General features: G+C 70.0%; 18 protein-coding genes. 6 read left to right on the top strand and 12 right to left on the bottom strand.

All coding sequences use genetic code 11. From position 1 onward, the window contains the following. Positions 1-51: 51 nt before the first annotated feature. Genes LSI54_RS07845 through LSI54_RS07835 form a run of 3 tightly spaced genes read right to left on the bottom strand, consistent with a single transcriptional unit; the run spans position 52 to position 1813 of the window. A complete protein-coding gene (locus LSI54_RS07845) occupies positions 52-981 on the bottom strand; it encodes an SURF1 family cytochrome oxidase biogenesis protein (RefSeq protein WP_241478088.1) in 930 nt (309 codons plus the stop codon). Beyond that, on the bottom strand, positions 978-1298 hold the full coding sequence (locus LSI54_RS07840) for an acetone carboxylase (protein ID WP_241464887.1): 321 nt from the start codon (positions 1296-1298) through the stop codon (positions 978-980). The genes LSI54_RS07845 and LSI54_RS07840 overlap by 4 nt, the downstream gene beginning before the upstream one ends. Next, the gene (locus LSI54_RS07835) at positions 1298-1813 is read right to left on the bottom strand and encodes a DUF3099 domain-containing protein (RefSeq protein ID WP_241464886.1); all 516 of its coding nucleotides are present in this window, start codon (positions 1811-1813) and stop codon (positions 1298-1300) included. Before LSI54_RS07835 ends, LSI54_RS07840 begins: the two co-directional genes overlap by 1 nt. Positions 1814-1969: 156 nt before the next feature. Here LSI54_RS07835 and LSI54_RS07830 point away from each other — a divergent pair, with 156 nt between their 5' ends. Both LSI54_RS07830 and LSI54_RS07825 read left to right on the top strand, forming a co-directional pair. Beyond that, positions 1970-2677, top strand: coding sequence for a beta-ketoacyl-ACP reductase (locus LSI54_RS07830; RefSeq protein WP_241464885.1), 708 nt, complete (start codon positions 1970-1972; stop codon positions 2675-2677). Between the two features lie 93 nt (positions 2678-2770). Beyond that, on the top strand, positions 2771-3532 hold the full coding sequence (locus tag LSI54_RS07825) for an SDR family oxidoreductase (protein WP_241478087.1): 762 nt from the start codon (positions 2771-2773) through the stop codon (positions 3530-3532). Positions 3533-3574: 42 nt separating this feature from the next. Here the strand turns inward: LSI54_RS07825 and LSI54_RS07820 are convergent, their stop codons facing one another. The 3 genes from LSI54_RS07820 to LSI54_RS07810 form a co-directional block, all read right to left on the bottom strand. Then, entirely contained in the window at positions 3575-4600 is a 1026-nt protein-coding gene (locus LSI54_RS07820; protein WP_241464883.1) for a M56 family metallopeptidase, read from the bottom strand. An 81-nt stretch (positions 4601-4681) separates the two neighbouring features. Next, complete coding sequence (locus tag LSI54_RS07815) at positions 4682-5023, bottom strand: BlaI/MecI/CopY family transcriptional regulator (RefSeq protein ID WP_241464882.1); 342 nt, start codon at positions 5021-5023, stop codon at positions 4682-4684. A 134-nt stretch (positions 5024-5157) separates the two neighbouring features. Next, positions 5158-7722: a DNA gyrase/topoisomerase IV subunit A gene (locus LSI54_RS07810; protein ID WP_241475886.1), complete on the bottom strand. Its 2565-nt coding sequence runs from the start codon at positions 7720-7722 to the stop codon at positions 5158-5160. Positions 7723-7865: 143 nt separating this feature from the next. Here LSI54_RS07810 and LSI54_RS07805 point away from each other — a divergent pair, with 143 nt between their 5' ends. Further along, positions 7866-10601, top strand: coding sequence for a bifunctional GNAT family N-acetyltransferase/acetate--CoA ligase family protein (locus LSI54_RS07805; RefSeq protein ID WP_241471019.1), 2736 nt, complete (start codon positions 7866-7868; stop codon positions 10599-10601). Here the strand turns inward: LSI54_RS07805 and LSI54_RS07800 are convergent. The 4 genes from LSI54_RS07800 to LSI54_RS07785 form a co-directional block, all read right to left on the bottom strand. After that, on the bottom strand, positions 10588-11886 hold the full coding sequence (locus LSI54_RS07800; RefSeq protein ID WP_241478086.1) for a hypothetical protein: 1299 nt from the start codon (positions 11884-11886) through the stop codon (positions 10588-10590). The genes LSI54_RS07805 and LSI54_RS07800 overlap by 14 nt on opposite strands. 168 nt (positions 11887-12054) lie before the next feature. After that, a complete protein-coding gene (locus LSI54_RS07795) occupies positions 12055-13077 on the bottom strand; it encodes an NAD-dependent epimerase/dehydratase family protein (protein WP_241478085.1) in 1023 nt (340 codons plus the stop codon). After that, the gene (locus tag LSI54_RS07790) at positions 13074-15860 is read right to left on the bottom strand and encodes an alpha/beta fold hydrolase (RefSeq protein WP_241478084.1); all 2787 of its coding nucleotides are present in this window, start codon (positions 15858-15860) and stop codon (positions 13074-13076) included. Before LSI54_RS07790 ends, LSI54_RS07795 begins: the two co-directional genes overlap by 4 nt. After that, positions 15854-16882, bottom strand: a complete 1029-nt coding sequence (locus LSI54_RS07785) for a 3-oxoacyl-ACP synthase III (RefSeq protein ID WP_241471023.1) — start codon at positions 16880-16882, stop codon at positions 15854-15856. The genes LSI54_RS07790 and LSI54_RS07785 overlap by 7 nt, the downstream gene beginning before the upstream one ends. A gap of 62 nt (positions 16883-16944) precedes the next feature. Between LSI54_RS07785 and LSI54_RS07780 the strand changes: the two genes are divergently transcribed. Continuing rightward, positions 16945-17604 carry a DUF5998 family protein gene (locus LSI54_RS07780; RefSeq protein ID WP_241464875.1) on the top strand — a complete coding sequence of 220 codons (660 nt, stop codon included), beginning with the start codon at positions 16945-16947 and terminating at the stop codon, positions 17602-17604. A gap of 39 nt (positions 17605-17643) precedes the next feature. Beyond that, entirely contained in the window at positions 17644-18843 is a 1200-nt protein-coding gene (locus LSI54_RS07775) for an alkaline phosphatase family protein (protein WP_241478083.1), read from the top strand. A gap of 17 nt (positions 18844-18860) precedes the next feature. Here the strand turns inward: LSI54_RS07775 and sepH are convergent, their stop codons facing one another. Then, positions 18861-20369, bottom strand: coding sequence for a septation protein SepH (gene sepH, locus LSI54_RS07770; protein WP_241478082.1), 1509 nt, complete (start codon positions 20367-20369; stop codon positions 18861-18863). A 387-nt stretch (positions 20370-20756) separates the two neighbouring features. On the opposite strand from sepH, the gene LSI54_RS07765 reads away from it, so the two are divergent. After that, complete coding sequence (locus LSI54_RS07765) at positions 20757-21056, top strand: DUF4193 domain-containing protein (protein WP_036475539.1); 300 nt, start codon at positions 20757-20759, stop codon at positions 21054-21056. A gap of 60 nt (positions 21057-21116) precedes the next feature. Here LSI54_RS07765 and LSI54_RS07760 read toward each other — a convergent pair whose 3' ends face one another. Next, positions 21117-21644: a DUF3093 domain-containing protein gene (locus tag LSI54_RS07760; RefSeq protein ID WP_241464872.1), complete on the bottom strand. Its 528-nt coding sequence runs from the start codon at positions 21642-21644 to the stop codon at positions 21117-21119. Between the last annotated feature and the right edge of the window lie 8 nt (positions 21645-21652).

Here is a 21652-nt window from a genome sequence, read left to right as displayed (position 1 = left end):
CGGCAGGCGGAGTCCGGCGAGGATGGGCACCCGCCCGCGGGGATCATCCCCTCAGCGGTGCAGCCGCTGGTCCACCCAGGCGTCTTCGAGGTCCTCATCCGAGAGCCGGCCGGTCTTGATCCGCTGCCGGCGCTTGGCCTCACGGATCCGGTCCTGCGCCGGCGCTGAGGAGGCCGCGTGCACCGGAGCGCCAGGCCCCTCAGCGTGGTGCGGCTCTCCGGAGATCAGCGCCTCGGCCTGCTCGTAGTCACGGTTGCGGGCGTGGATCCGGGCGGCGTAGCCCCATCCGATGAAGCCGAGCAGCCCGAAGGTGATCCACTGCATCGAGTAGGACAGGTGCGGGCCCTCATCCTGGGAGGGTCGGATCAGCTGCCGCGGGGCGACCTCGGGTGCCGGTGATTCCTCCGCCATGAGTCCATAACCGCCGGTCAGCAGGTCATACCCCAGCTGGTCCTGGTACTCATCCAGGTCGATGGAGGCCAGCTGGCCCTCCGGTGCGTCCCGGTTGATCTCCGGCTCCGCGGGACGGATGCGAGCCACCAGGTCCACTTCGCCCTCCGGCGGATCGGGATTCAGCGCCGGCCGGGAGCCGTCGGTGCTGTCGGTGGGCAGCCAGCCGCGGTCGATGGCGACCACATCCTCGGTGCCCGCCACCGCGAAGGGGACCAACGATTCGTAGCCCACGGAGCCGCTGTGGCCGCGGTTGCGGACCAGCCTGGAATCCTGCGTGAGATACTCGCCGGTGAGCTCCACCACCGTCCATTCGTCCTGCTCATCGGCGGACTCGAAGAGCTCGCGGCCCTCGGTGTAAGGGATCGGGTCCTGGTCGTAGTTCTCCACGATCCGGTTGATCTCTTCCAGCGCGACCTCGCGCCGGTCGATCTGCCACTGGCCGAGGAACACGCAGGCCACGGCGAAGAGCACACAGATGCCCAGCCAGCCCAGCCAGGTGGGGGTCAGCAGAAAGCGGTAGCGCCTCACAGCTGCCTCCGATGCGGATCATCGTCTGGGGTGCTGGGAGCGCGGGTGGCGGCGGTGTCGCTGAAGGACTCGGGGGCGGTGCCGGCGTCGAGCGGTTGGGTGCTGCGCCAGAAGAGCCGCTGGGCGAGATAGTTCTCCAGCCAGGGACGGTGCTCGTCACACGCCAGCCAGATCTTGCGCCGCTCGGGCGTATGGACCTTCGGGTTGTTCCAGAGCACCTGCCAGGTCGCGTCGAACCGGCAGTCCTTGCGCGAGCATTGAGGACTCTGCGGTCCGGGCTGTGCGCCGTCGCCGCCCAGGGTGTTCAAGAGGTCCATCAGCGGTGCAAGTCCTGATCATCGAGGGGCTGGGTCGATCGGTCCTGGTGCGCGGGCTCCTCAGGATCCGGAGACCTGGTGTGATCCTCGGAACTCTCGCCCTGTTCCTCCTGGTCGTCGGGCTCCACCAGCTCGCCGGCGATCACCTCGGACTCGGAGAAACCGTTGGAGGCGCCGTTGTGAAGCGCGGGCTCGTCCTCCTCCCACCACTGCCGGTCAGCCTCGGGCTCACCGTCTTCATGGGTGGTGGCCAGCATCGCGGGGGAGTCCAGGTCCTCGGACTGCCGACGCCCCATATACCGGTCGGCGCCGACATTGGCCGTGGTGACCGCGACATAGGGCAGCACCACTGCGGCAGCCAGCAAGACCCAGGTCATCCAGTTCTGCAGGATCACCGCAAGGATGAAACACACCATGCGGATGCCCATAGACACCGCATAGCGCACCATCCTTGAGTGCTGCTCGTCACTGTGCTTCTGGGGAGCATCAGTGATCGAGTGGACCTGGTCGCTCACCGGTCTATTCTAGTGGCCCAACCTGGTGTCCGACGGCGATGTGACGCGACGGTCACATACGGGCTGGCATAGGGTTGGGCCGAGAAGAGATTCAGAGCCGATGGCGCCGCTCAGCGCGTGCGTCGCATCGTGCCCATACCCGTAACAAGGAGACTCATGACCGCACGCAGCGTACTGATCACCGGCGGCAACCGTGGCATCGGCCGCGCCATCGCCGAGGCGTTCATCGCCAACGGGGACAAGGTTGCCGTCACCACCCGCAACGGAGACGCCCCCGAGGGAGCGCTCGGCGTGGCCGCGGACGTCACCGACGCCGCGTCCGTCGATGCAGCCTTCACCGAGGTCGAACAGGCTCACGGTCCGGTGGAGGTCCTGGTGGCCAACGCCGGCATCACCCGCGACACACTGCTGATGCGGATGAGCGAGGAGGACTTCACCGACGTGCTCGACACCAACCTCACCGGTGCCTTCCGGGTGCTCAAGCGCGCCTCCAAGGGCATGATCCGGATGAAGAAGGGCCGGGTCGTGCTGATCTCCTCGGTGGTCGGGCTCTACGGCTCTCCGGGCCAGATCAACTATGCCTCGTCCAAAGCTGGGCTGATCGGCATGGCCCGCTCGCTGACCCGAGAGCTCGGCAGCCGCGGCATCACCGCAAACGTCGTCTCCCCGGGCTTCGTGCGATCCGACATGACCGACGAGCTGGACGACGCGACGCAGGCCAAGTACCTGCAGAACATCCCCGCAGGACGCTTCGCCGAGCCCACCGAGGTGGCCTCGGCGGTCCGCTGGCTCGCCTCCGCGGAGGCCGGCTACATCTCCGGCGCCGTCATCCCGGTCGACGGCGGCCTGGGCATGGGCCACTGAGCCCTCCCCGCCGGCCCGCACTCCCCAGCACCCGCACCCCCAGCACGCGCACTCCCGTACGCATCAGGCACAAGCAGAACTGAGGACACCGTCATGACAGAGCAGGATCTCGCCGGAACCGGCGCCATCATCACCGGATCGTCGCGCGGCATCGGCGCCGCCACCGCAGCCCTGATCGGGGCCCGCGGCGCCGGCGTCGTCGTGAACTACCGGCAGAAGGCGCCCCGGGCCAAGAAAGTGGTGGCCGGCATCGAGGCCTCCGGTGGACGCGCGGTGGCCGTGGGTGCGGACCTCACCGAGGCCGCCGGCGCCCAGGCGCTGGTCGACGCCGCCGTGGAGAACTTCGGTGAGCTGAACCTGCTGGTGCTCAACGCCTCCGGAGGGATGGAGTCCGGCCGCGGCGAGGACTACGCGCTGAAGCTCAACCGGGACGCCCAGGTCCAGATGGCGCGCACCGCGCTCGAGGTGATGCCCGCAGGGTCACAGATCGTGTTCGTGACCAGCCACCAGGCGCACTTCATCAAGCAGACGGCCACCATGGACGCCTACGAGCCGGTGGCACGCTCCAAGCGGGCCGGCGAGGACGCGCTGCTCGAACTCGTCCCAGAGCTCGACGCCAAGGGCATCACGCTGACCATCGTCTCCGGGGACATGATCGAGGGAACCATCACCGCGACGCTGCTCGAGCGCGCGGAGCCGGGCGCCCTCGAGACCCGCCGCGAGGCCGCCGGGAAGCTCTACAGCGTCGAGGAGTTCGCCGCCGAGATCGCAGCGCTCATCGGGCGCAAGGATCTTCCGCAGGGGCACACCGAGCTCGTCGGGGGCGCCGAGGACTTCCTGGCCGCCAACGGCTGAGCCGCTCCGCGCTCGGGCTGAGCCGCTCCGCGCGGAGAGGGGTCAGGGGCCCAGCAGCAGGGCGGCGGTGGGGACCAGGATCAAGGCCGCCACGATCGCCACGATCCCGGCCAGGGCTGGCCCGCCCAGCGGCTCGGGCGGGATCAGCAGCCTGCTCAGCCGGGCAGTGGTGATCAGGGCCGACTGCTCCTGGACCTCGGCCCCACCGGTGAACGCCTCCGTCGCGGACCCGTCCCGCCGAACATCGCGGTGCTCCAGCCCGGCGGAGCTCAGCGCCAGGGCGCGCACCAGATCCTCGCGCGCGTGGGCGCGCAGGGCGCCGTCGTCGGCCAGCATCTCGGTGAGCTCGGTGACCGCGGCGCGACCGTGCCGGGTGGTGGGCAGCCAGGGCAGCGCCCGGTACCAGGCCTCGAAGGCCATGGTCAGGAAATGGTGTCGCTGCTGGAGGTGCGTCTTCTCATGCGCGACGACGGCGGCGAGCTCCCCCTCGGAGAGCTGATCCAGCAGTCCCCGGGAGAGCACAGTGACCGAACCAGAGTTCGTGCGACCGGGCAGACAATAGGCCAGCGGCGCCTCATGCTCGAGCACGTGGGCGTGAAGCAGGTCGGGGGAGAGGTTCAGATGCCGCCCCAGGGTCGCGGCCTGATCGCCCTGGACCGGCGTCGAGAGCAGACGCACCACATCGCGGTGGCGTCGGCGCTGGCCCAGCACTCGCACGTAGGTGAGCAGCAGCGTCGCCAGCAGGTGACAGCCCAGAAGCACGCCCAGACACAGTGCGAAGATGTGGCCGGGATGGACCGGAAGCTCGGCCAGCGCAGCGAAGTCGGCCGCCGCTGAGAGTCGAAGCACGTGCACCGCGGCGCCCGGCACCGTGTCTCCGAAGGGGCCGAGCCCGTACACGATCGGGGCGCCGACCATGGAGAGTCCCCCGGCCAGCGCGATCGCCTGCCAGAGCAGCATCGCCGCCCAGGGGGAGCGTGCGCGGAACTTCGCCCGGCTCAGCACCCGCGGCACAGGGATGGCCAGGGCAAGGGCCAGTGCGGCGAGGCAGACGGCGAGGATGGTCACCGGATCAGTTTAGTCTCCGAGGAGCTCGGTCTCCGCACGTGGGTCTGGTCACGCCCGCGCGAGCGTCCGTGTACTGGGCGGCTATTTCTGCAGCAGCCGGCGCAGGGCCGCGGCCTCGGAGTCCGGAATGCCCCCGATGAACCGGGCGAGCACCGCTTCACGGTCTCCGGCGGTGCCGAGCACCTCGTTGAGCATCTCTACGGTGTGCTCCTCGCGGGAGGCGACAGCGGTGTAGCGGTGCGGGCGGGTGGAGCGTTCGCGTCGAACCATGTCTTTGCGCTCCAGCCTGGACAGCACGGTCAGCACGGTGGTCACGGCGAGATCCTCACCGAGGCGGTCGCGCACCTCGTTGGCGCTGAGCGATTCGGCGCCGTCCCAGAGCAGGCTCATGACCGAGCGCTCGAGTCCTCCGAGAGTGGCCATCTTGGGGTGCTCCTTCTTGCGGCGAGACATCAACAGTGCTGGTGGGGTGGCCGCTGAGAGCGGCTGCGCAGCCAGATAATGTCAAAGGATACCCCTGCTGGCCCGTGATTTCTACACGATGTAGTAATCACGTGTCATGTTGCCGCGACCGCTGCGGCTGCCAGCGCCTCCGGACTCGGAGCGACGGCGTCGACGCCCCGTTCCAGCGGTATTCCGGAACCGTCTCGGCGCACCATCTCCGAGGGCAGGATCCGCGCGACGCCGTTCTTCGCAGCGCCGAGCGCGGGTCCTATGCCGGCCCAGCCCAGCTTCAGGTGGTCCTCCCCGCGCATGAAGCGATGAGCCCGCACCCCGGCGGTGCCGCGACCCTTGGCCGGGAACTCCGAGAAGTCGGTGAGCTTGATGCTGCCCGCTTCGAAGCCTTCCAGCGGGGTGTCGCCGGCGGCGAGGGTCACCACCAGGGCCGCGGAGCTTGCCTCGTGGCCCTGTGCGGGGTCCTGCGTCTGGTCCTTGCCTGACGCGGCGGGCACCACGGAGAAGGCGATGACGGTGTCCTCGGGGCTGAGCTTGATCCCCAGCATCCCGGCCGCGGTGCGTCCCTGGGCGCGGACCAGCGCGGCCTCGAAGCGCAGCAGCTGCGCGCCGGCGGTGATGAAGCAGAGCTGGTCGGCGTCGTCGGCCGCCACAGCGGCTCCGACGACCCGGTCCTGGGCACGTCCCTCGCCCTTGAGCGAGATGACCTCCCAGTCGTCGCGGTTCAGCGGGTAGTCCGGATTCACCCGTTTGACCCGACCCTGCGCGGTGCCCAGGGCGATGACAGCATCGAGCGGGACGAAGGCGAGCAGCTCCTCGTTCTTCTCCAGGTGCAGGAACTCCTTGGCCTTCACCCCCTGGTTGAGGTTGACGCCGCCGGAGGACATCTCCACGGCGGGCATGTCCACCACCGGCACGCGGATCATCCGACCGGCGGTGGTGACCGCCCCGATCTCGCCGCGGGCGGTGGTCGGCACCGCCGAGGTCAGCGCATCGTGGCGGGCGCGCCGGGTGGGGTGCACCAGCGTGGACCGGTTGGTGGTGCGGGCCAGCTGGCCAGAGCTCGAGAGCACCGCCCAACAGTCGGCGTCGGGGATCTGCAGACTGGATCCGCCGCCGGCGGGGGCCGCGGGGTCCGGCTGCGCGGAGAGGGCCGGGGCGACCTCGGCGTCGAGCAGCTCGGTGCGCCGGTCATCGCCGTATTTGGCGGCCACCTCGTCGAGCTCATCGGCGACCAGGCCGCGCAGCCGCTCCTCAGAGCCGAGGATCGCTTCGAGCTCGGCGATCTCTGCCTCGAGGCGCTCCTTCTCCTGCTCCAGCTCCAGCGCGGAGTACCGGGTCAGCTGGCGCAGGCGCAGCTCCAGGATGTGATCGGCCTGCGCCTGGCTCAGATCGAAGATGCTCATCAGCCGGGTCCGGGCCGCCGCGGTGTCCTCTGCGGCGCGGATGATCTGGATGACCTCGTCGATGTCGAGGATCGCGACGAGAAGCCCCTCGACCAGGTGCAGCCTGGCCTGGCGCTTGCGCAGCCGATAGGCGCTGCGCCGGCGGACCACGTTCAGCCGGTGGTCCACGTAGACCTGCAGCATCTCCAGCAGCCCCAGCGTGCGCGGCTGGCCGTTGACCAGCGCGACGTTGTTGATCCCGAAGGAGTCCTCCAGCGGGGTGTGCCGGTAGAGCTGGGCGAGCACTGCCTGTGGGTTGAAGCCCGCCTTGAGCTCGATGATCATCCGCAGCCCGTGCTTGCGGTCGGTCAGGTCCAAGACGTCGGAGATGCCGGTGAGCTTCTTCGCCTGCACCGCGTCCTTGATCTTCTCGATGACCTTCTCCGGCCCGACCATGTAGGGCAGCTGGGTCACCACGATGCCGGTCTTGCGGGCCGAGACCTGCTCGATCGAGACCTTGGCCCGGGTCTTGAACGAACCGCGGCCGGTGCGGTAGGCGTCGCGGATCCCGTCGAGTCCCACGATCCGACCGCCGGAGGGGAGGTCGGGGCCGGGGATGTGGCGGATGAGGTCCTCGAGGGTGGACTCCGGGTGCAGGATCAGATGCTTGGCGCCGTTGATGACCTCGCGCATGTTGTGCGGGGGCATGTTCGTGGCCATGCCCACCGCGATCCCGGAGGCCCCGTTGACCAACAGGTTGGGGAAGGCGCTGGGCAGCACGCCGGGCTGGGTGAGCTGGTTGTCGTAGTTGGGCTCGAAGTCCACGACGTCCTCGTCGAGGTCGGCCGTCATCGACAGTGCCGCGGCGGTCATCCGCGCCTCGGTGTAGCGCGGGGCGGCGGGCCCGTCGTCGAGCGAGCCGAAGTTGCCATGCCCGTCCACCAGCGGCAGCCGCAGGGCGAAGGACTGAGCCATTCGGACCAGTGCGTCATAGATCGCGGCGTCGCCGTGCGGGTGCAGCTTGCCCATCACCTCGCCGACCACTCGGGCCGACTTCACATGGCCCTTCTCCGGGCGCAGGCCCATGTCCGCCATCATGTACAGGATCCGGCGCTGCACCGGCTTGAGACCGTCGCGGGCGTCGGGCAGGGCGCGCGAGTAGATCACCGAATACGCGTACTCCAGGAAGGAGGTCTCCATCTCCGCAGAGACGTCGATGTCGATGATGTTCTCCTCCGGGGTGACCGGGGGACTGTCGGCGCTCTTGGAACGGCGGGCCATAGCGAGTGTGCTGGTCCTGTATCTCTCGGAGGGCAGGTGCAGGTGTCAGCCGCGGGGGTCTCACAATAGCTGGAGGTGCGGTGATCTGGTGCAGCTCGGAGGGTGGGTATCTATCTCGGGGCGGGGTTGGTTAGTCTGATCCTATGGGTGAGACACCCCGAACCGGCGGATATCCGGCGCACTGGGAAGCAGATGTCGTGCTGCGCGATGGGGCTGCGGCCCAACTGCGCCCGATCAACCCGGAGGACGCGGAGCGGCTGCAGCGCCTGCATTCCTCCCAGTCCGAGTCCTCGATCTACCTGCGCTACTTCACCTTCAAGTCGGCGCTGACCGAGAAGGAGCTCGCCCGGTTCACCCGGGTGGACCACGTCGACCGGGTCGCGATGGTGATCCTGCTCGACGAGGAGATCATCGGCGTGGGCGGTTATGACCGCATCGAAGGCACCCGGGAGGCAGAGGTCTCGTTCAACATCTCTGACCAGCACCAGGGCCGCGGACTTGGATCGATTCTTCTGGAGCACCTGGCAGCGGCTGGTCGCGAGCGAGGACTTGAGCGGTTCTCCGCCGAGGTGCTGCCGGAGAACCGCAAGATGCTGGGGGTCTTCTCCGAGGCCGGCTATGAGACCCAGCGCAGCTTCGAGGACGGTGTGGTCATGGTGGAGTTCCCCATCGACCCCACCGAGCGCTCCCGGGCGGTGATGGAGGCCCGCGAGCATCGCGCCGAGTCACGCAGCATCGCCGAGCTGCTCGCCCCGGAACAGGTCGCGGTCATCGGAGCGTCCCGCGAGTATGGCTCGGTGGGCTATCACCTGGTGCAGAACCTCATCGAAGGCCATTTCACCGGGGGCGTTCATTCGGTGAACCCGGAGGCCTTCGAGGTCGGCGGGGTGGAGGCCTATGCCTCCCTGGCGCACATCAAGCAGGAGGTGGACCTCGCCGTCGTCGCAGTTCCGGCCGAGCACCTGACCGAGGTGGTGGCCGACTGCGGACGCAACGGGGTCAAGGGGATCCTGATCATCACCGCCCCCGACCTTGGCCGCGACGCCGAGGAGGAGGACCATCAGCGGCTGGATCAGCGCGAGCTGGTCCGCCTGGCCCGGCGCTGGGGGATGCGCGTGATCGGTCCGGCCTCGGTCGGGCTGCTGAACACCGACCCGGACGTCTCGCTGAACGCCTCGCTCTCGCCGACCATGCCGCTGCGCGGGGGCGTGGGCCTGTTCAGCCAGTCCGCCTCGATCGGGGTCTCGCTCTTCGCCCAGGCCAACCGGCGCGAGCTGGGACTGTCCTCGGTGATCTCCGCGGGCAACCGCGCGGATCTCTCCGGCAATGACGCGATGCAGTACTTCGAGGACGACGACTCCACCCGCGCCGTCGGGGTCTATCTGGAGAGCTTCGGCAATCCGCGCAAGTTCTCCCGCATCGCGCGCAGGCTCTCGCGCACCAAGCCGGTCGTCGTGGCGAAGTCCGACGTCATGGGGCGCAGCCTGCCCCCGGGCCACGAGGTCCGCACCACCAGGGCGCCGATGGGCGCGGTGGACTCGATGCTGGAGCATTCAGGGGTGATCCAAGTGGGCAACCATGATTCGCTCATGGATGTGCTCCAGGTGCTCGCCACCCAGCCGCTGCCCGGCGGCGGGCGCGTCGGGATCCTCTCGAACTCACCCTCGATGAGCCGGATCCTGGCCGACACCGCCGGCACCCTGGACCTGACCGCGACCCACGTCGTCGGGGACCTGGACCTTGATCTTCCCCGCGCCGAGGCCGACGCCGCGCTGGCCGGAGCGCTGCAGAAGCTGTTCACCGCCGAGGACGTGGACGCGGTGGCGCTGTGCCTGGAGCCGGCGGTCACCGGGGAGCACTATGACCACAGCCGACTGATCTCGCAGACAGCGCGCCAGCACACCAAACCGATGGTGGCCTCCTGGATCGGGGTGCTGGACACCAGCGTGCCGCTGAACCACATCGGCAACGCGGCGCCGGTGATCGAGAAGGGGTCGCTGCAGCAGGGCTTCCCGGTGTTCTCCTCCCCGGAACGCTCGCTGACCGCGCTGGCGAAGATCGTGCGCTATCAGCGTTGGCGCTCCGAAGGGATCGGGGAGCCCTATGTGCCGGTCGGGCTGGAGGGCACCACGGTGTCCCGGCGCGGCGACGAGCTGCTCGACGGCTGGCTCGACGGGGTCGAGGGCGCGACGCTGCGCCAGCTCGAGCCCGAGCGCTGCGCCGAGCTGCTGGAGGCCTACGGGTTGTCCATGCTGCGCTCGGTGGTGTTCTCCACTGAGGAGGAGGCCCTGGCCGCGGCGGAGACGCTGGGCTATCCGGTGGCGGTGAAGTCCACCAACACCTACCTGCGCCACCGCCTGGACCTCGGCGGGGTCCAGCTGAACATCGAGGACCCCGAGGCGCTGCGCCGCACGATCGCTGAGATGCGCCGGGTCCTGGCCGACTACGGGGCCGGAGGCCTGGAGCTGCAGTCCATGGCGCCGGCCGGACAGGGCTGCGTGATCCGCGCGATCGAGGACCCGCTGATGGGCCCGGTGGTCTCCTTCGGACTCTCCGGCGACGCGGTGGAGCTGCTCGACGACTGGGCGCATGCGGTGCCGCCGCTGACCGACCAGGACGTGCGCGGGCTGGTCCGCCGCCCGCGCGCGGCGAAGCGGCTCTTCGGCTATAAGGGCGTCCCGGCGGTGGACATCGTCGCACTGGAGGACACGCTGCAGCGGGTCGCCACGCTCAAGGACAACCACCCCCAGGTGGCATCGCTGGAGCTGACCCCGGTGCTGGCCTCGCCGGAGGGCGTGCAGGTGCTGCACGCCGCGATCGAGATCGCGAACCCGGAGCAGCGCACCGACTCAGCCCGCCGCGCGATCAGCCGCTACTGACCCACCCCTCCTGGGTGGTTGAGTTATCCGGTCCTGACGTTTCGGCCGGAAGACTCAACCACGGGGGAGAGGTGCCGGGCATCACCACCGTGGTAGGTCGGGATTCGGGCCGGGCCCGGGGCACCCCGGCCTGGCCGAGCTTCGCCGCGAGCACCTCCGGGTGGGAGAGGTCGGTCCAGTCCCAGCGCACCATGCCGCGTCCGGTGCGGCGGATCGCGTCCTCACGGAGCTTCTCGGCGTAGTGCACCTCCTTGGCGGGGCGGCCCCGCAGCAGCGCCTCGTCTAAGTACTTCCCGCGCCCGTCGAACTCGCCGACGATCCGTTGCACCTCGGGTGACGTCCGGGAGGAGCCCTGCACGGTCCATTCGAAGTCCACGCGCTGATCCCCGACATCCGTGGCGATCCACACCTGCAGCGTCGGGGCGGCGAAGCCCAGCTGGTGGATCAGCGCTCGGGAGACCGATTCGCCGGGGGACTCGGCATGGGCATCGGCGAAGCCCAGCGCAGCCTTCCAGCGCCCGGTGAGCCGGTGCGAGAGGAACGCCTCGCCCCAGGTCACGGGATCAGGAGCGGGGTCAGGCGGCGCCGCGAGGTTCCCCCGAGCCTGATGAGCCAGGAACGCGTCCAGGACCGCCACCGCATCGGGGAAGGGCATGCGTGAGACGGCGTCGGGCAGGACCAGTTCCAGCGGCTCCACCAGGTACCCCGGCTCGGGCCCGGCCACCGCGGGCAGAGCCGACGCGGGGAGCCGCACCTGCGCTTGTGGGCCTGTGCCGCGCCGCTGGGCCTCCCGGGCGGCGCCGCGGGTCATCCCGCGCGGCAGCACCGTCTCGAAGCGGCGGGTCGGGACGTTCAGCAGAGCCGCCGTCGTCGTGTGGTCATCGTGGAATCTGGTCCGGTAGGCGGCGAGCCAGTTCTCGGCAATCGTGGTCCCGGTCATCGGTTCGCGGCGGCCGATACCGACCAGGCTGGCGTCGTTCGTGCGCAGGGTGACGTGCGGAGGCGTCGTCGTCAGCGGGAGCCCGTGGAGCAGCAGGGCCGATTCGCGGCAGAACAGCGAGTTCGGCCGGCGGTGCGCCATGGCGGCGACCGCGATCTGCGCGCGGATCCACGGCGGGGACGTGATCCACGCGGCTGCGTCGACATAGACCCCGCGGCGCACCCGCAGCAGCGCCGCCGAGGCGACCAGCGCCGAGAGTCGGGTGGCGCTGTGCAGGTCATCGGTCTGCCAGGCCGAGCGGATCAGCCGGATGGGACCGGGAGCGGCGGGAGTCTCGAAAGTCATGGCTACACCGTGCCGGAGCACTCACCCGCCCACCACGTCCGATGCGCAACTGTGGAGAGCGTCACCTATCCTGGGGACGCCCATCACGGGCACGCCTATCCAAGGCAGTTGAGTTCTCCGGTGGATACGTATCGACCGGGGAACTCAACCACCCAGGAGGGGGGAGGGTCAGAGGACCTTGCCGGTGGTCTGGATGTGCTCGCGCAGCAGCGCCAGGCCCTGGTCCAGGCTGACCTTGGGGGTCCAGTCGAGGGCGTGCTGGGTGGCGCGCTGGTCGAACCAGTGGGCCGTGGAGAGCTGCTCGGCGAGGAACTTCGTCATCGGCGGCTCGTCGGCGCGCGGGCCGGCGAGCTTCTCGCTGAGCGCCCAGAGGCGTTCCACGACGGCGCCCAGCCCTTTGGCGAGCCCGGGCGCCAGGCGCAGCCGCGGAGCGGGGGCCCCGCCGGCGGCGGCGATGCCGGTGATCAGCTCGCCGATCGGGCGCGGCTCACCGTTGGTGAGCACCAGCCGCTGCCCGGCGATCTGCGGCAGCCGGCGCAGCCCGGCGACGAAGGCGTCCACGGCGTTGTCGATGTAGAGGGTGTCCACCAGGGCGGCTCCGGAGCCGAGGATCGGCATCCGCCCGGAGCGGGCCCGGTCGATGATCCGGCTGGTCAGCTGTCCGTCGCCGGGGCCCCAGACCAGATGCGGGCGCAGGATCAGCACGTTGATGTCCGCGGCGCCGCGAGCCTGCGCGATCAGCTCGGCCTCTGCCTTGGTCTTGGCATAGCTGCCCACGGCGTGCTGCGGATCCGCCGGCCCGGCGCCGGCGCCGATGAGCGAAGCCCCGGCGTGGGCCACCGAGGGGGAGGACACATGCAGGAAATCGGTCACCCCGGCGGCCACCGCGGCGTCGAGCAGCCGCTGGGTGCCGCGCACGTTGACCTCCACGAAGTCCTCATGCCGACCAGAGACCGAGACCTTCGCGGCCATGTGGATCACCGCGTCCTGGCCCTGAACGGCGCGCGCGACGGCGGCCGGATCACTGAGCGAGCCGCGCACCTCGTGCACGCCGTCCAGACCGGAGGCGCCGCGCTGGAGCACCGTGACCTGATAGCCCTGGCCCACCAGCCGCTGCGCCACGCTGCGGCCCAGCAGCCCGGAGGCGCCGGTGACCAGCACCCGGGCGCCGGGTTCGATGAGTCGGCTCATGGGGCCCCGACCTTCTCGCCGGCGAGGACCTTCTCGGCCCAGCCGGCCAGTCGGGTGCGATCGATCTTGGAGTTGTGTCGAACATCGGTGGGCAGCTCGTCGAGCACCAGCACGGCGGCGACCGGAACCTCGCCGGCGGCCTCGCGGACCCGGGCGGCGAAGCTGATCTCGGCCACCGGGGACCGGCCGGTGCGCAGGCTGCGGTCCGGCGCCGGTTCCACGATCACGACGACGGCCTGGGTGCCTCGCGGTCCCACCGGCACCGCGGCGCTGCGGGCCACCTCTTCGAGCGCGTCCACCGGGGTCTCCACGGTGCCCGGACCAAGCGGCCCGGCGGGCGTGGTCAGCACGTGCTGCAGCCGGCCCTCGATCCAGAGCCGGTTCTCGGCGTCGAAGTGTCCGATGTCATTGGTGCGGTGCCAGATCAGCCCGTCCAAGGTGTCCCGGCGGGAGGCCCGCTCGGTCTGCCAGAGCCTGTCGTAGCCGGCCTTCAGATGCGCTGCGGAGACCACGATCTCGCCGAGCACGCCGACGGCCTCGGCGGGGTCCAGCAGCTCCTCGGCGGGTCGTCCCACGCCGTCCAGCGGGGCCAGCGCGAAGCGCACGCCCGCGACCGGTGTGCCCACGCAGACCCCGGACTGGCCGGTGGCGGCCGCCTCGAGCACCTGGCGGCGTTCGATGTCGGCCTGGAGCAGGCCCTCGGTCATCCCGTAGGGGGTGTGGATCTCGGCCGCGGGGAAGATCTCCTGGACGGCGTTCAGCAGGTCCGGGTGCACCGGGGCTCCGGCGGAGAGCACCAGCGTGATCTCGGAGAGCCCCCGGCGCTGCAGCGCGGTGAGCTGGCCCGCGGTGGCGACCACGTTGCGCAGCGCTGCGGGGGAGCCGAAGAACATGGTCGCGCTCCCGGCAAGGGCCGCATCCGCGACGGCCTGGGCGGTGAGCGTGGCGGGTCGGGTCACCGACATGTCCGGGGTCACCGAGGTGGCGCCGATGGCGGGGCCCAGCAGGGCGAACGGTGCGAAGCCGGCGATCAGCGAGGCTCCAGGGCGGATGTCGAACTGCTCCACCAGCAGCGCGACCAGCGCGCCGAGCCGGCCGTGGGTATACATGACGCCCTTTGCCGGTCCGGTGGAGCCGGAGGTGAACAGGATCGCCACCGGGTCATCTGCGGCGGGGGCCGCCAGCTGATCGGGGGTGGCGCCCTCGTGGCGGCTCAGCAGCGACTCCACCGAGGCCACGGTGCCCAGCAGGCGGGCGCGGCGGGGGGAGAGCGCCTGGGCGCTGATCAGCTTTCCGGGCCAGCCGAGGCTTCGCGCCAGGGTGAGTCCGGGCAGCGCCCCGATGACCCAGTCGGGCCGGGCGGCGCGGACGGCGCGGGTCATCCCGCGCACCCCCAGGCCGGCGTCGGCGACCACGGCCACGGCGCCGAGGCGCATGCAGGCGTAGAGGATCACGGTCAGCGAGGCACCCGGCTGGACCAGCAGCGAGACCCGGTCCCCGCGGCGCACCCCGGTATACGACAGGCCCACGGCCAGTGCGTCCACCTGGGCGGAGAGCTCCGCCCAGCTCAGTGCGCGGTCACCGGTGGCGGCATCCTCGGCGCTGCTCCAGGCCTCGGGCTCGGCGGTCATGTCGACGACGGCGGGGCTGGTCCGCCGTTCGGAGCCGGCCAATTCGGCCAGCTGCTCGTGGAGTCCGAGCACCCGGCCCGCAGGAGCCGGGGATTCCAGCGCGGCGCGGGCTGTGCCGGCGCCGAAGTGGTCATCGAGCCAGGTGAAGATCGGGGTGCTGATGTCCCGGTCCTCGGCGAGCATGTGGCCGGCGCCTTCGAAGCGGTGCAGGTCGGCGTGGGGCACCCTGGACTGCAGGTCTGCCAGATACCGGTCCTGGAAGACCGGGTCCTTGGGTCCCCAGAGCAGCAGCGTGGGCTTGTCCCAGTCGCGCAGCCCGGAGGAGATCGAGGTCAGCGCCGCGCGGGAGACATGCGAGGTCTCCGCAGGGATGTCGGCGACGAAGCCGCCGATGCCTCCGCGTCCGCGCCGGAAGGTGTACGGGGCCCGGTAGGCCTCGCGGACCTCCTCGGGGAGCGGGTCCTCGGTGAGTCCGAGGGTCACCTTCAGGAAGCCCTCACTGGCGATCGTGGCGGCGGGAAGCACCGCCGGGGCCATCGCGGCGCGCAGCGCGGCAGGGACCTGATCTGTTTCCGGATGGTGGACCGCGGTGTTGAGCGTGATCGCGGCGTCCACCTGCCCGGCCTGGCGCACGGCCCAGCCCAGCGAGATGATCCCGCCCCAGTCGTGCCCCAGGGTGACCAGCCGGGAGCTGGTGTCCACGTCCAGGGCGTCCATGAGGGCGTCCAGATCACCCAGGCGCGCCGGGAGCCGGCGGTAGCTGGGAGCGTCGGCGGCGGGCGGCACCGGGTGCGAGAGCCTGTCGGAGAAGCCCATGTCCAGCTGGTCCGGGGCGATCACCCGCCAGGCGGCGCCGCTGCGGGCGCGCTCCAGAGACCCGGAGAGCACGTGCCGCCACAGGTAGGACCAGGTGGGGTTTCCGTGCACGGCGAGGATCGTGCCGGTCGGGGTGATCCCGCGGGCGGCGAGCTCCGGGCCGGTGTCCAGCACGTGGAAGGTCCGGGCGCCGTCGTCGGTCTTGGCGGTGACCAGCCGGGACCAGGCGGGATCCAGCCCGGGGAAGACCGTGCCGGGGGCGTGGTCGAGAGGCAGCCGCGCGGGGGCGGCGGGGATCGGCGCGAAGCGGCCGGTCAGGTCATTGATGCTCACCATTGGATCTCCAACATCGCGGTGTTTATTCCGGAGCCGACGCCCATGCACAGCACCCGGTCTCCGGGCTGCAGCCGGTCGGATTCCCTCGCCAGGGTGATCGGCAGCGAGGCCGGCCCGACATTGCCCAGCTCTGGATAGGTGACCGGGACGCGCTTCTTGTCCAGCTTCGCGGCCTTCACGATCGAGGAGGTGTGCAGCTGGGACACCTGGTGGGTGATGTAGGAGTCCATCGAGTCCCAGTCGAAGTGCTCGCGGGCATCGTTGAAGGCGTCCATCACCAGCTCCAGGCCGCCTTCGAGCAGACCGCGGGCGTCGGTGAACATGCCGTTGTGGTCGCCCACACAGAGCCCGTGGTGCTGGGACGCGGCCCGGGTGACCCCGCCGATGATCCGGTGACCCTCCGGGTGCTGATCCGCCGGCCCGATCACTGCCGCGGCGGCCCCGCAGCCCAGGGTGAGCGAGGCGAACTCCGCCATGAAGTCATCCCTGGAGGCCATCTTCTCGAGCGAGTTGATCCGCTTGATCGTGGCGTCCTGGACCTTCCTGGTGTCCTCACCGTTGACGATCAGAACGTATCTGGCCTGACCGGCGTCGATCATGGAGCTTGCGAGCGTGATGGCGTTGACGAAGCCCAGGCAGGCATTGGTGATGTCGAAGTTCATCGCCGAGGTGGGCAGCCCGAGGTCATGGTGGATCCCCACCGCCACCGAGGGTTCCAGGTGTTCGCGGGAGACCGAGGTGTTGATCAACATCGAGACCTCCTCCGGCGCGATGCCAGCGGCGGCGAGCGCCCTGCGCCCGGCCTCCGCGGTTCCGGCACGGACGTCACCTGGTCCAGACCAGTGTCGCCGCGCCTTCACCCCCGCGACTCGTTGGAGCAGCCCGGTGGGCAGCCTGAGACGTTTGAGCGCATCCGCCAGACGCCGGTCAAGGTCCTTTGACGTAAGGACCTCCGGGGCCTGCACCTCCGTCACGGAGAGGAGGGCGGCGTTGCGGTGGTGAAAAGTCGCGTTTCCTGGCACCGGACCAGTATCCCGTATGTGGGGCGCACCGGCGAATCCCAGTACCGGATAGCATGAGTTCCATGACGTTAAGCCAGCACGGGTCCGGTGAGCACCGCCGCGGCGCCGCCTCCACCTACAGCCTCAAGGAAGCGGTCGAGCGCGGAGGCTTCTACCCCTCCCTGGTGCTGCACACGCTCAGCGAGGCGCTCGATGAGCGCGAGGCCAGCCATCAGATCGTGCACGTGGACACCCATTTCGACATGGAGGAGGTCCACCGGCACATCACGGTGCTGGCCCTGGCCGAGGACGTGATCGTCGTCGCTCACCTCGATGACCACGATCTGGAGGACGACGACGGCCCCGCCTTCGGCCACGGTGATTCCCCGCATCCGCGCCGAGCCGACACCGTGGCGCGGATCTCCACCGAGGTCGTCCCGGTCAGCAGGATCCGCTCGCTGATCCTCTCCGAGGTCCACCGCAGCCCCGAGAACTTCACCCCAGACCGGTCACTGGCCGAGGTCTCCCTGAACCTGACCTGGACCGGGGGTGCACGTTTCGACACCTACCCGGCGGAGTGCGGGAACCCGGAGTGCGTGGCCGACCACGGCGACACCGGAAACTGGGTGCCCGAGGACATCGCGCTGCGGATCGCGGCCACCGCCGAGGGTGACACCGCCGTGGACGAGGCCCGCGGATTCGTCCGCGCGCTGCGCCGAGCCAGCATCAAGCACGCCCGCTGAGCCGTTCCCCGAGATGACCCGCTGAGATGACTCGCTGAGATGACCCCGAACACCCGCCCGCTGCCGGTCGCCCCCGACTACGACGGCGCACACCTGCGCCATGTGCTGACCTCCGCCGCGGCGTCGCTCGGCCTGGAGGGCTTCGAGAATCGGCTGGGCCTGCCCGAGGCGGCCACCACGGTGGTGCTGATGGTCGACGGGCTCGGCGATGCGCTGCTCGCCCGCTACTCAGGCCACGCCCGCTTCCTCGCCTCCGCCTGGCGCAGCTCCAGCGCGGAGATCCTCGACGTCGGGGTGCCGACGACGACGGCGGCCTCCCTGGCCTCGCTGGGCACCGGCACCACACCGGGGGAGCACGGACTCGTCGGCTACGACATCCTGGCGCCCGAGCTGGACCGGATGGTCAACATGCTCGGCGGCTGGGACGACGAGGTCGATCCGGCGCAGTGGCAGGTGCACCCCTCGGTGCTGTACCGCGCCGCGGAGGCCGGCGCCGGTGTGCTCACCGCCTCGCGGCCGAAGTTCATCGACTCCGGGCTCACCCGGGCGGTGCTGCGCGGCGGCGAGTTCCGGGGCGCCGCCCGGATGGACGCCCGGTTCCGCCTCACCGCGGACTGGATCCAGCAGCAGCGCCCCGCCAGCGGCGCCGTGCGGCAGGGGCCCGCCCCACGCCAGCTGGTCTACCTCTACGTCGATGAGCTGGACAAGACGGGTCATCGCTACGGCGTGGACTCCCCGCAGTGGCTGCAGATGCTGGAGATGCTCGACGCCGAGGCCGAACGCTTCACCACCGATCTGCGCCGCCGCTACGGCCAGCAGGTGTCTGTGCTGCTCACCGCGGACCACGGGATGATCGACGTCGCGCCGCAGAACCGGCTGGACTTCTCGGCGCAGGCGCACCTGCTCGACGGGGTGCGGCATACCGGAGGCGAGCCGCGGCTGGTGCAGCTCTATGCCGAACCGCGCGCCGACCCCGAGACCATCGCCGCAGCCTGGGAGCAGGAGTACGGTGACCGGGCCTGGATCCTGACCCGCGAGCAGGCCCGCGAGGCGGGGTGGTTCGGGCCGGTGGAGGATCGGGTCGCCGGGCGCATCGGTGACGTGCTGGTGGCCACGCACAGCGACATCGCGCTCTACCACTGTGACCGGGTGGGCCAGGCCTCGATGGACATGGTGGGCCAGCACGGCTCCCTCACCGAGGCTGAACGTCGGGTGCCGCTGCTGCGCCTGGGCGCCTAGCAGCTCCCGCCCCTCGTTCAGTCGTTCTTGGATCCGAAGAGGATGTCATCCCATTTCGGCATGCTCGCCCGACGCGCGGGCGCTCGCTTCCGCGGCTTCTCTGCCACGGCATCAGGCTCGGTCGGCTCAGCGTCCTCCGCCGGGGGTGCCGGCGCCTGACCTGCCGCGCCGCCGCGCTCCTCAGACTCGCCCTCGTAGGCGAAGCCCCAGGCGTCGAGCCGGCCATCGTTCGGTGCCGCGCCGGAGCCTGTCGCGCCGGTTCCCTCTCCGTCGGATCCGGCCGCGTCGGCGGACCGGTCACCGGTCGCCCGCTCGGTCGCATCCGCTGTGCCCGCAGAGCTCTCGGCCGCCGTGGCGCCGCGCACCTCGGGCGCAGGAGCATCGACGCCTTCGTCCTGCGCGGCGTCGTCGGAGGCTGGTGCGTTCTGGACCGGTCGCAGCCGTGGGATCGGAACGGTGGAATGTTCCTCGTCATCCTGGCCCGCCGGAGCGGGGGACCGGTCCGAGGAGGCGGCGGAGCTGTCGCGATCCTGCGGATCCTGCCGATTGAGCATCAGTGCGAGGCGGTCGTCGGCCTCGGCGTCCGCGCCCAGGCGCTGGCCGCGACGGGCCCGCAGGACGTCGAGCAGGTCCTCGTGCTCGTGTCCTTCACCACGGGATGCCGCGTCGCCGCGAGTCGGGGTCTGCGGCCGGGGCGCGGAGTCCCGCGAGCCGCGGGTGCTGGATTCCGGCTGCCGGCGCCCCGCGGCTCCGCTGTCGGCTGCAGAGGTCGCTCCGAGCCCGCGCGGGTCGTTGGAGTCTTCCACATTGAAGACGGAGTCGACGGCGCTCAGTCGCCTCCCGGGGCCCGCGGCGGAGGTCTGCGGGTCAGTCTCGGAACTCCCCGGCGTCGGCACCGACGTGGAGAGCGCGCTGAGCGCCTCGGCCCAGCGGTTCACCGCCCGCAGGTGGCGAGTCTCCGGTTGAAAGGTCCACTCGGCAGGAGGCCTGAGCCCGATGCCCGCACCGTGGGTGGCCGAGGAGTCGACGTCGAACACGCAGGTGACCTGCCAGAGGCCGTCCTCCCGGCGCCAGGAGTCCCAGCTCAGTGAGCTGAGGTCCACCTCCATCGCGCGCAGCCGGACCTTCACCATGGCCTCGAGGTTGGCGGGTTCATCGCCGAAGGCCCTCCGGTGCGCCTCTGCGGCCGACGCGGGTGCGACCTGGGTGCCCCGAGCCTGCTGGGCCATGTACTCCCGCTCCGCGTGCACCGGGCCGGCGTAGCGGTCCACGTGGGCGGTGGTCAGCCCCGAGGCCGCGACCACCTGGTCCACCGTGGCGCCGGCGCGCAGCCGTGCCTGGATCTCGCGCGGAGTCAGCGGACTTCTGCCGGGGCTGGCCTTGGCCGGACGGACTGGGGGTCGGGTCGCGGCGTGGCGCAGCGCTCCATCCATCGGCAGCGCGAACTCCTGCCCTGATTCGTCGGAGAGGATGAGCTGCGGCACGTTCTCCTCGTCATTGACCCCGACGATGCGCAGGTGCTGCATTGGTGCTTCCTCCGAAGAACGAGCTGGTGGTTATTCCGGACACTGTATCGCGGAGAGGTGTAAAAACTACCGAGGTGCTCAACCACTCCTGGAAGGATTGCTCAATCGGGCCGCCCGTGACATTCTTTGGTCCTCATCCCCACCTACCAGCTGTGTCCCGAGCCCCTCCGTGTCAGCCCAGGGCTCAACGATTGATCAGGATTTGGTCCTGCGATCCGGATGGGACACAATCTGTCCGACCAGAATTTCCCACGTGTTCTGCGGACCGGGCAGCAGCCCGGACCGGCAGGGGGCCACGCCACAGGGAAATCGCGCTCAATCAGCTTCATCCCGAAGCCGGTCAACGAGCGCTTCGATCTCAAGAATTCGGAGTGTGGAGCACCTCTTATGGCAACCGATTACGACGCCCCGCGGAAGAACGACGACGAAACCAGCGAAGATTCCATCGAGGAGCTGAAGAACCGGAACACCTCGCGACAGTCCTCTGTGGTGGACGAGGACGAGACCGAGGCCGCTGAAGGATTCGAGCTCCCCGGAGCGGATCTCTCCGACGAGGAGCTGCAGGTCCGCGTGCTGCCCGCCCAGTCGGATGAGTTCACGTGCTCATCCTGCTTCCTGGTGCGTCATCGCTCCCAGGTGGCTCGCGAGGAGAACGGCATGTTCTTCTGCAAGGACTGCGAGGGCTGATCGCTCCGCAGTGAACAGACCTGGAGACCCTCAGCCACTGGCGGCCCGAGGGGATCCACGTCATTCGAAACTGACGCCGTGCTCCTGCACGGGCTCCGCGGAGCCCAATGCGGAGAGCACGGCGTTTGGCTTTCTGGTGGAGAAGATCCAATACGGGGTGGCGTCCTTGGGATCGATGATCTGCGCGGTGATGACCGGATCGATCCAGCCACGGATGCACTGGTAGGAGCTTGCGTCGAAACCCGGTCCCAGCTGTTCGCGGGCGGCATCCCCGCGGTGCGCCACGACCCGGCCCAGATGCACCGTCTGGATGCGGGCCCGGCCCACACGCAGCCACCCCGGAGTGACCTCCAGCGTCGGGGTGGTGATGACCAGGCCGAAGATGACCAGGCCGATGCCGATGAACACGGTCAGCAACCCGAAGGTGATGCTGATCGGGAAGAAGATCAGTGAGATCGACGCCCCCAGCATGACCCCGGCGACCCACAGCCACCAGGCCGGCCAGAGCTTCTCGGTGTAGATCGGGGCGGTCTCGCTGTCCACGCTCGGGGAGGAAGCTTCGCCATTCTTGGCACTCTCGTCACTCATGGCACTAT

The sequence above is a fragment of the Nesterenkonia sp. AY15 genome, assembly GCF_022565855.1.
Classification (GTDB): Bacteria; Actinomycetota; Actinomycetes; order Actinomycetales; family Micrococcaceae; genus Nesterenkonia.
Note: the sequence above shows the minus strand (reverse complement) of the source record. Positions and strands in the feature narration are given on the sequence as shown.

Coding starts and splice junctions, on each gene's coding strand:
- LSI54_RS07800 (WP_241478086.1), bottom strand. CDS start 11,886: ATGACTTTCGAGACTCCCGCCGCTCCCGGTCCCATCCGGCTGATCCGC.
- sepH (WP_241478082.1), bottom strand. CDS start 20,369: ATGCAGCACCTGCGCATCGTCGGGGTCAATGACGAGGAGAACGTGCCG.
- LSI54_RS07815 (WP_241464882.1), bottom strand. CDS start 5,023: ATGGCCACTCTCGGAGGACTCGAGCGCTCGGTCATGAGCCTGCTCTGG.
- LSI54_RS07790 (WP_241478084.1), bottom strand. CDS start 15,860: ATGGTGAGCATCAATGACCTGACCGGCCGCTTCGCGCCGATCCCCGCC.
- LSI54_RS07780 (WP_241464875.1), top strand. CDS start 16,945: ATGACGTTAAGCCAGCACGGGTCCGGTGAGCACCGCCGCGGCGCCGCC.
- LSI54_RS07840 (WP_241464887.1), bottom strand. CDS start 1,298: ATGGACCTCTTGAACACCCTGGGCGGCGACGGCGCACAGCCCGGACCG.
- LSI54_RS07795 (WP_241478085.1), bottom strand. CDS start 13,077: ATGAGCCGACTCATCGAACCCGGCGCCCGGGTGCTGGTCACCGGCGCC.
- LSI54_RS07805 (WP_241471019.1), top strand. CDS start 7,866: ATGGGTGAGACACCCCGAACCGGCGGATATCCGGCGCACTGGGAAGCA.
- LSI54_RS07825 (WP_241478087.1), top strand. CDS start 2,771: ATGACAGAGCAGGATCTCGCCGGAACCGGCGCCATCATCACCGGATCG.
- LSI54_RS07830 (WP_241464885.1), top strand. CDS start 1,970: ATGACCGCACGCAGCGTACTGATCACCGGCGGCAACCGTGGCATCGGC.
- LSI54_RS07765 (WP_036475539.1), top strand. CDS start 20,757: ATGGCAACCGATTACGACGCCCCGCGGAAGAACGACGACGAAACCAGC.
- LSI54_RS07760 (WP_241464872.1), bottom strand. CDS start 21,644: ATGAGTGACGAGAGTGCCAAGAATGGCGAAGCTTCCTCCCCGAGCGTG.
- LSI54_RS07775 (WP_241478083.1), top strand. CDS start 17,644: ATGACCCCGAACACCCGCCCGCTGCCGGTCGCCCCCGACTACGACGGC.
- LSI54_RS07810 (WP_241475886.1), bottom strand. CDS start 7,722: ATGGCCCGCCGTTCCAAGAGCGCCGACAGTCCCCCGGTCACCCCGGAG.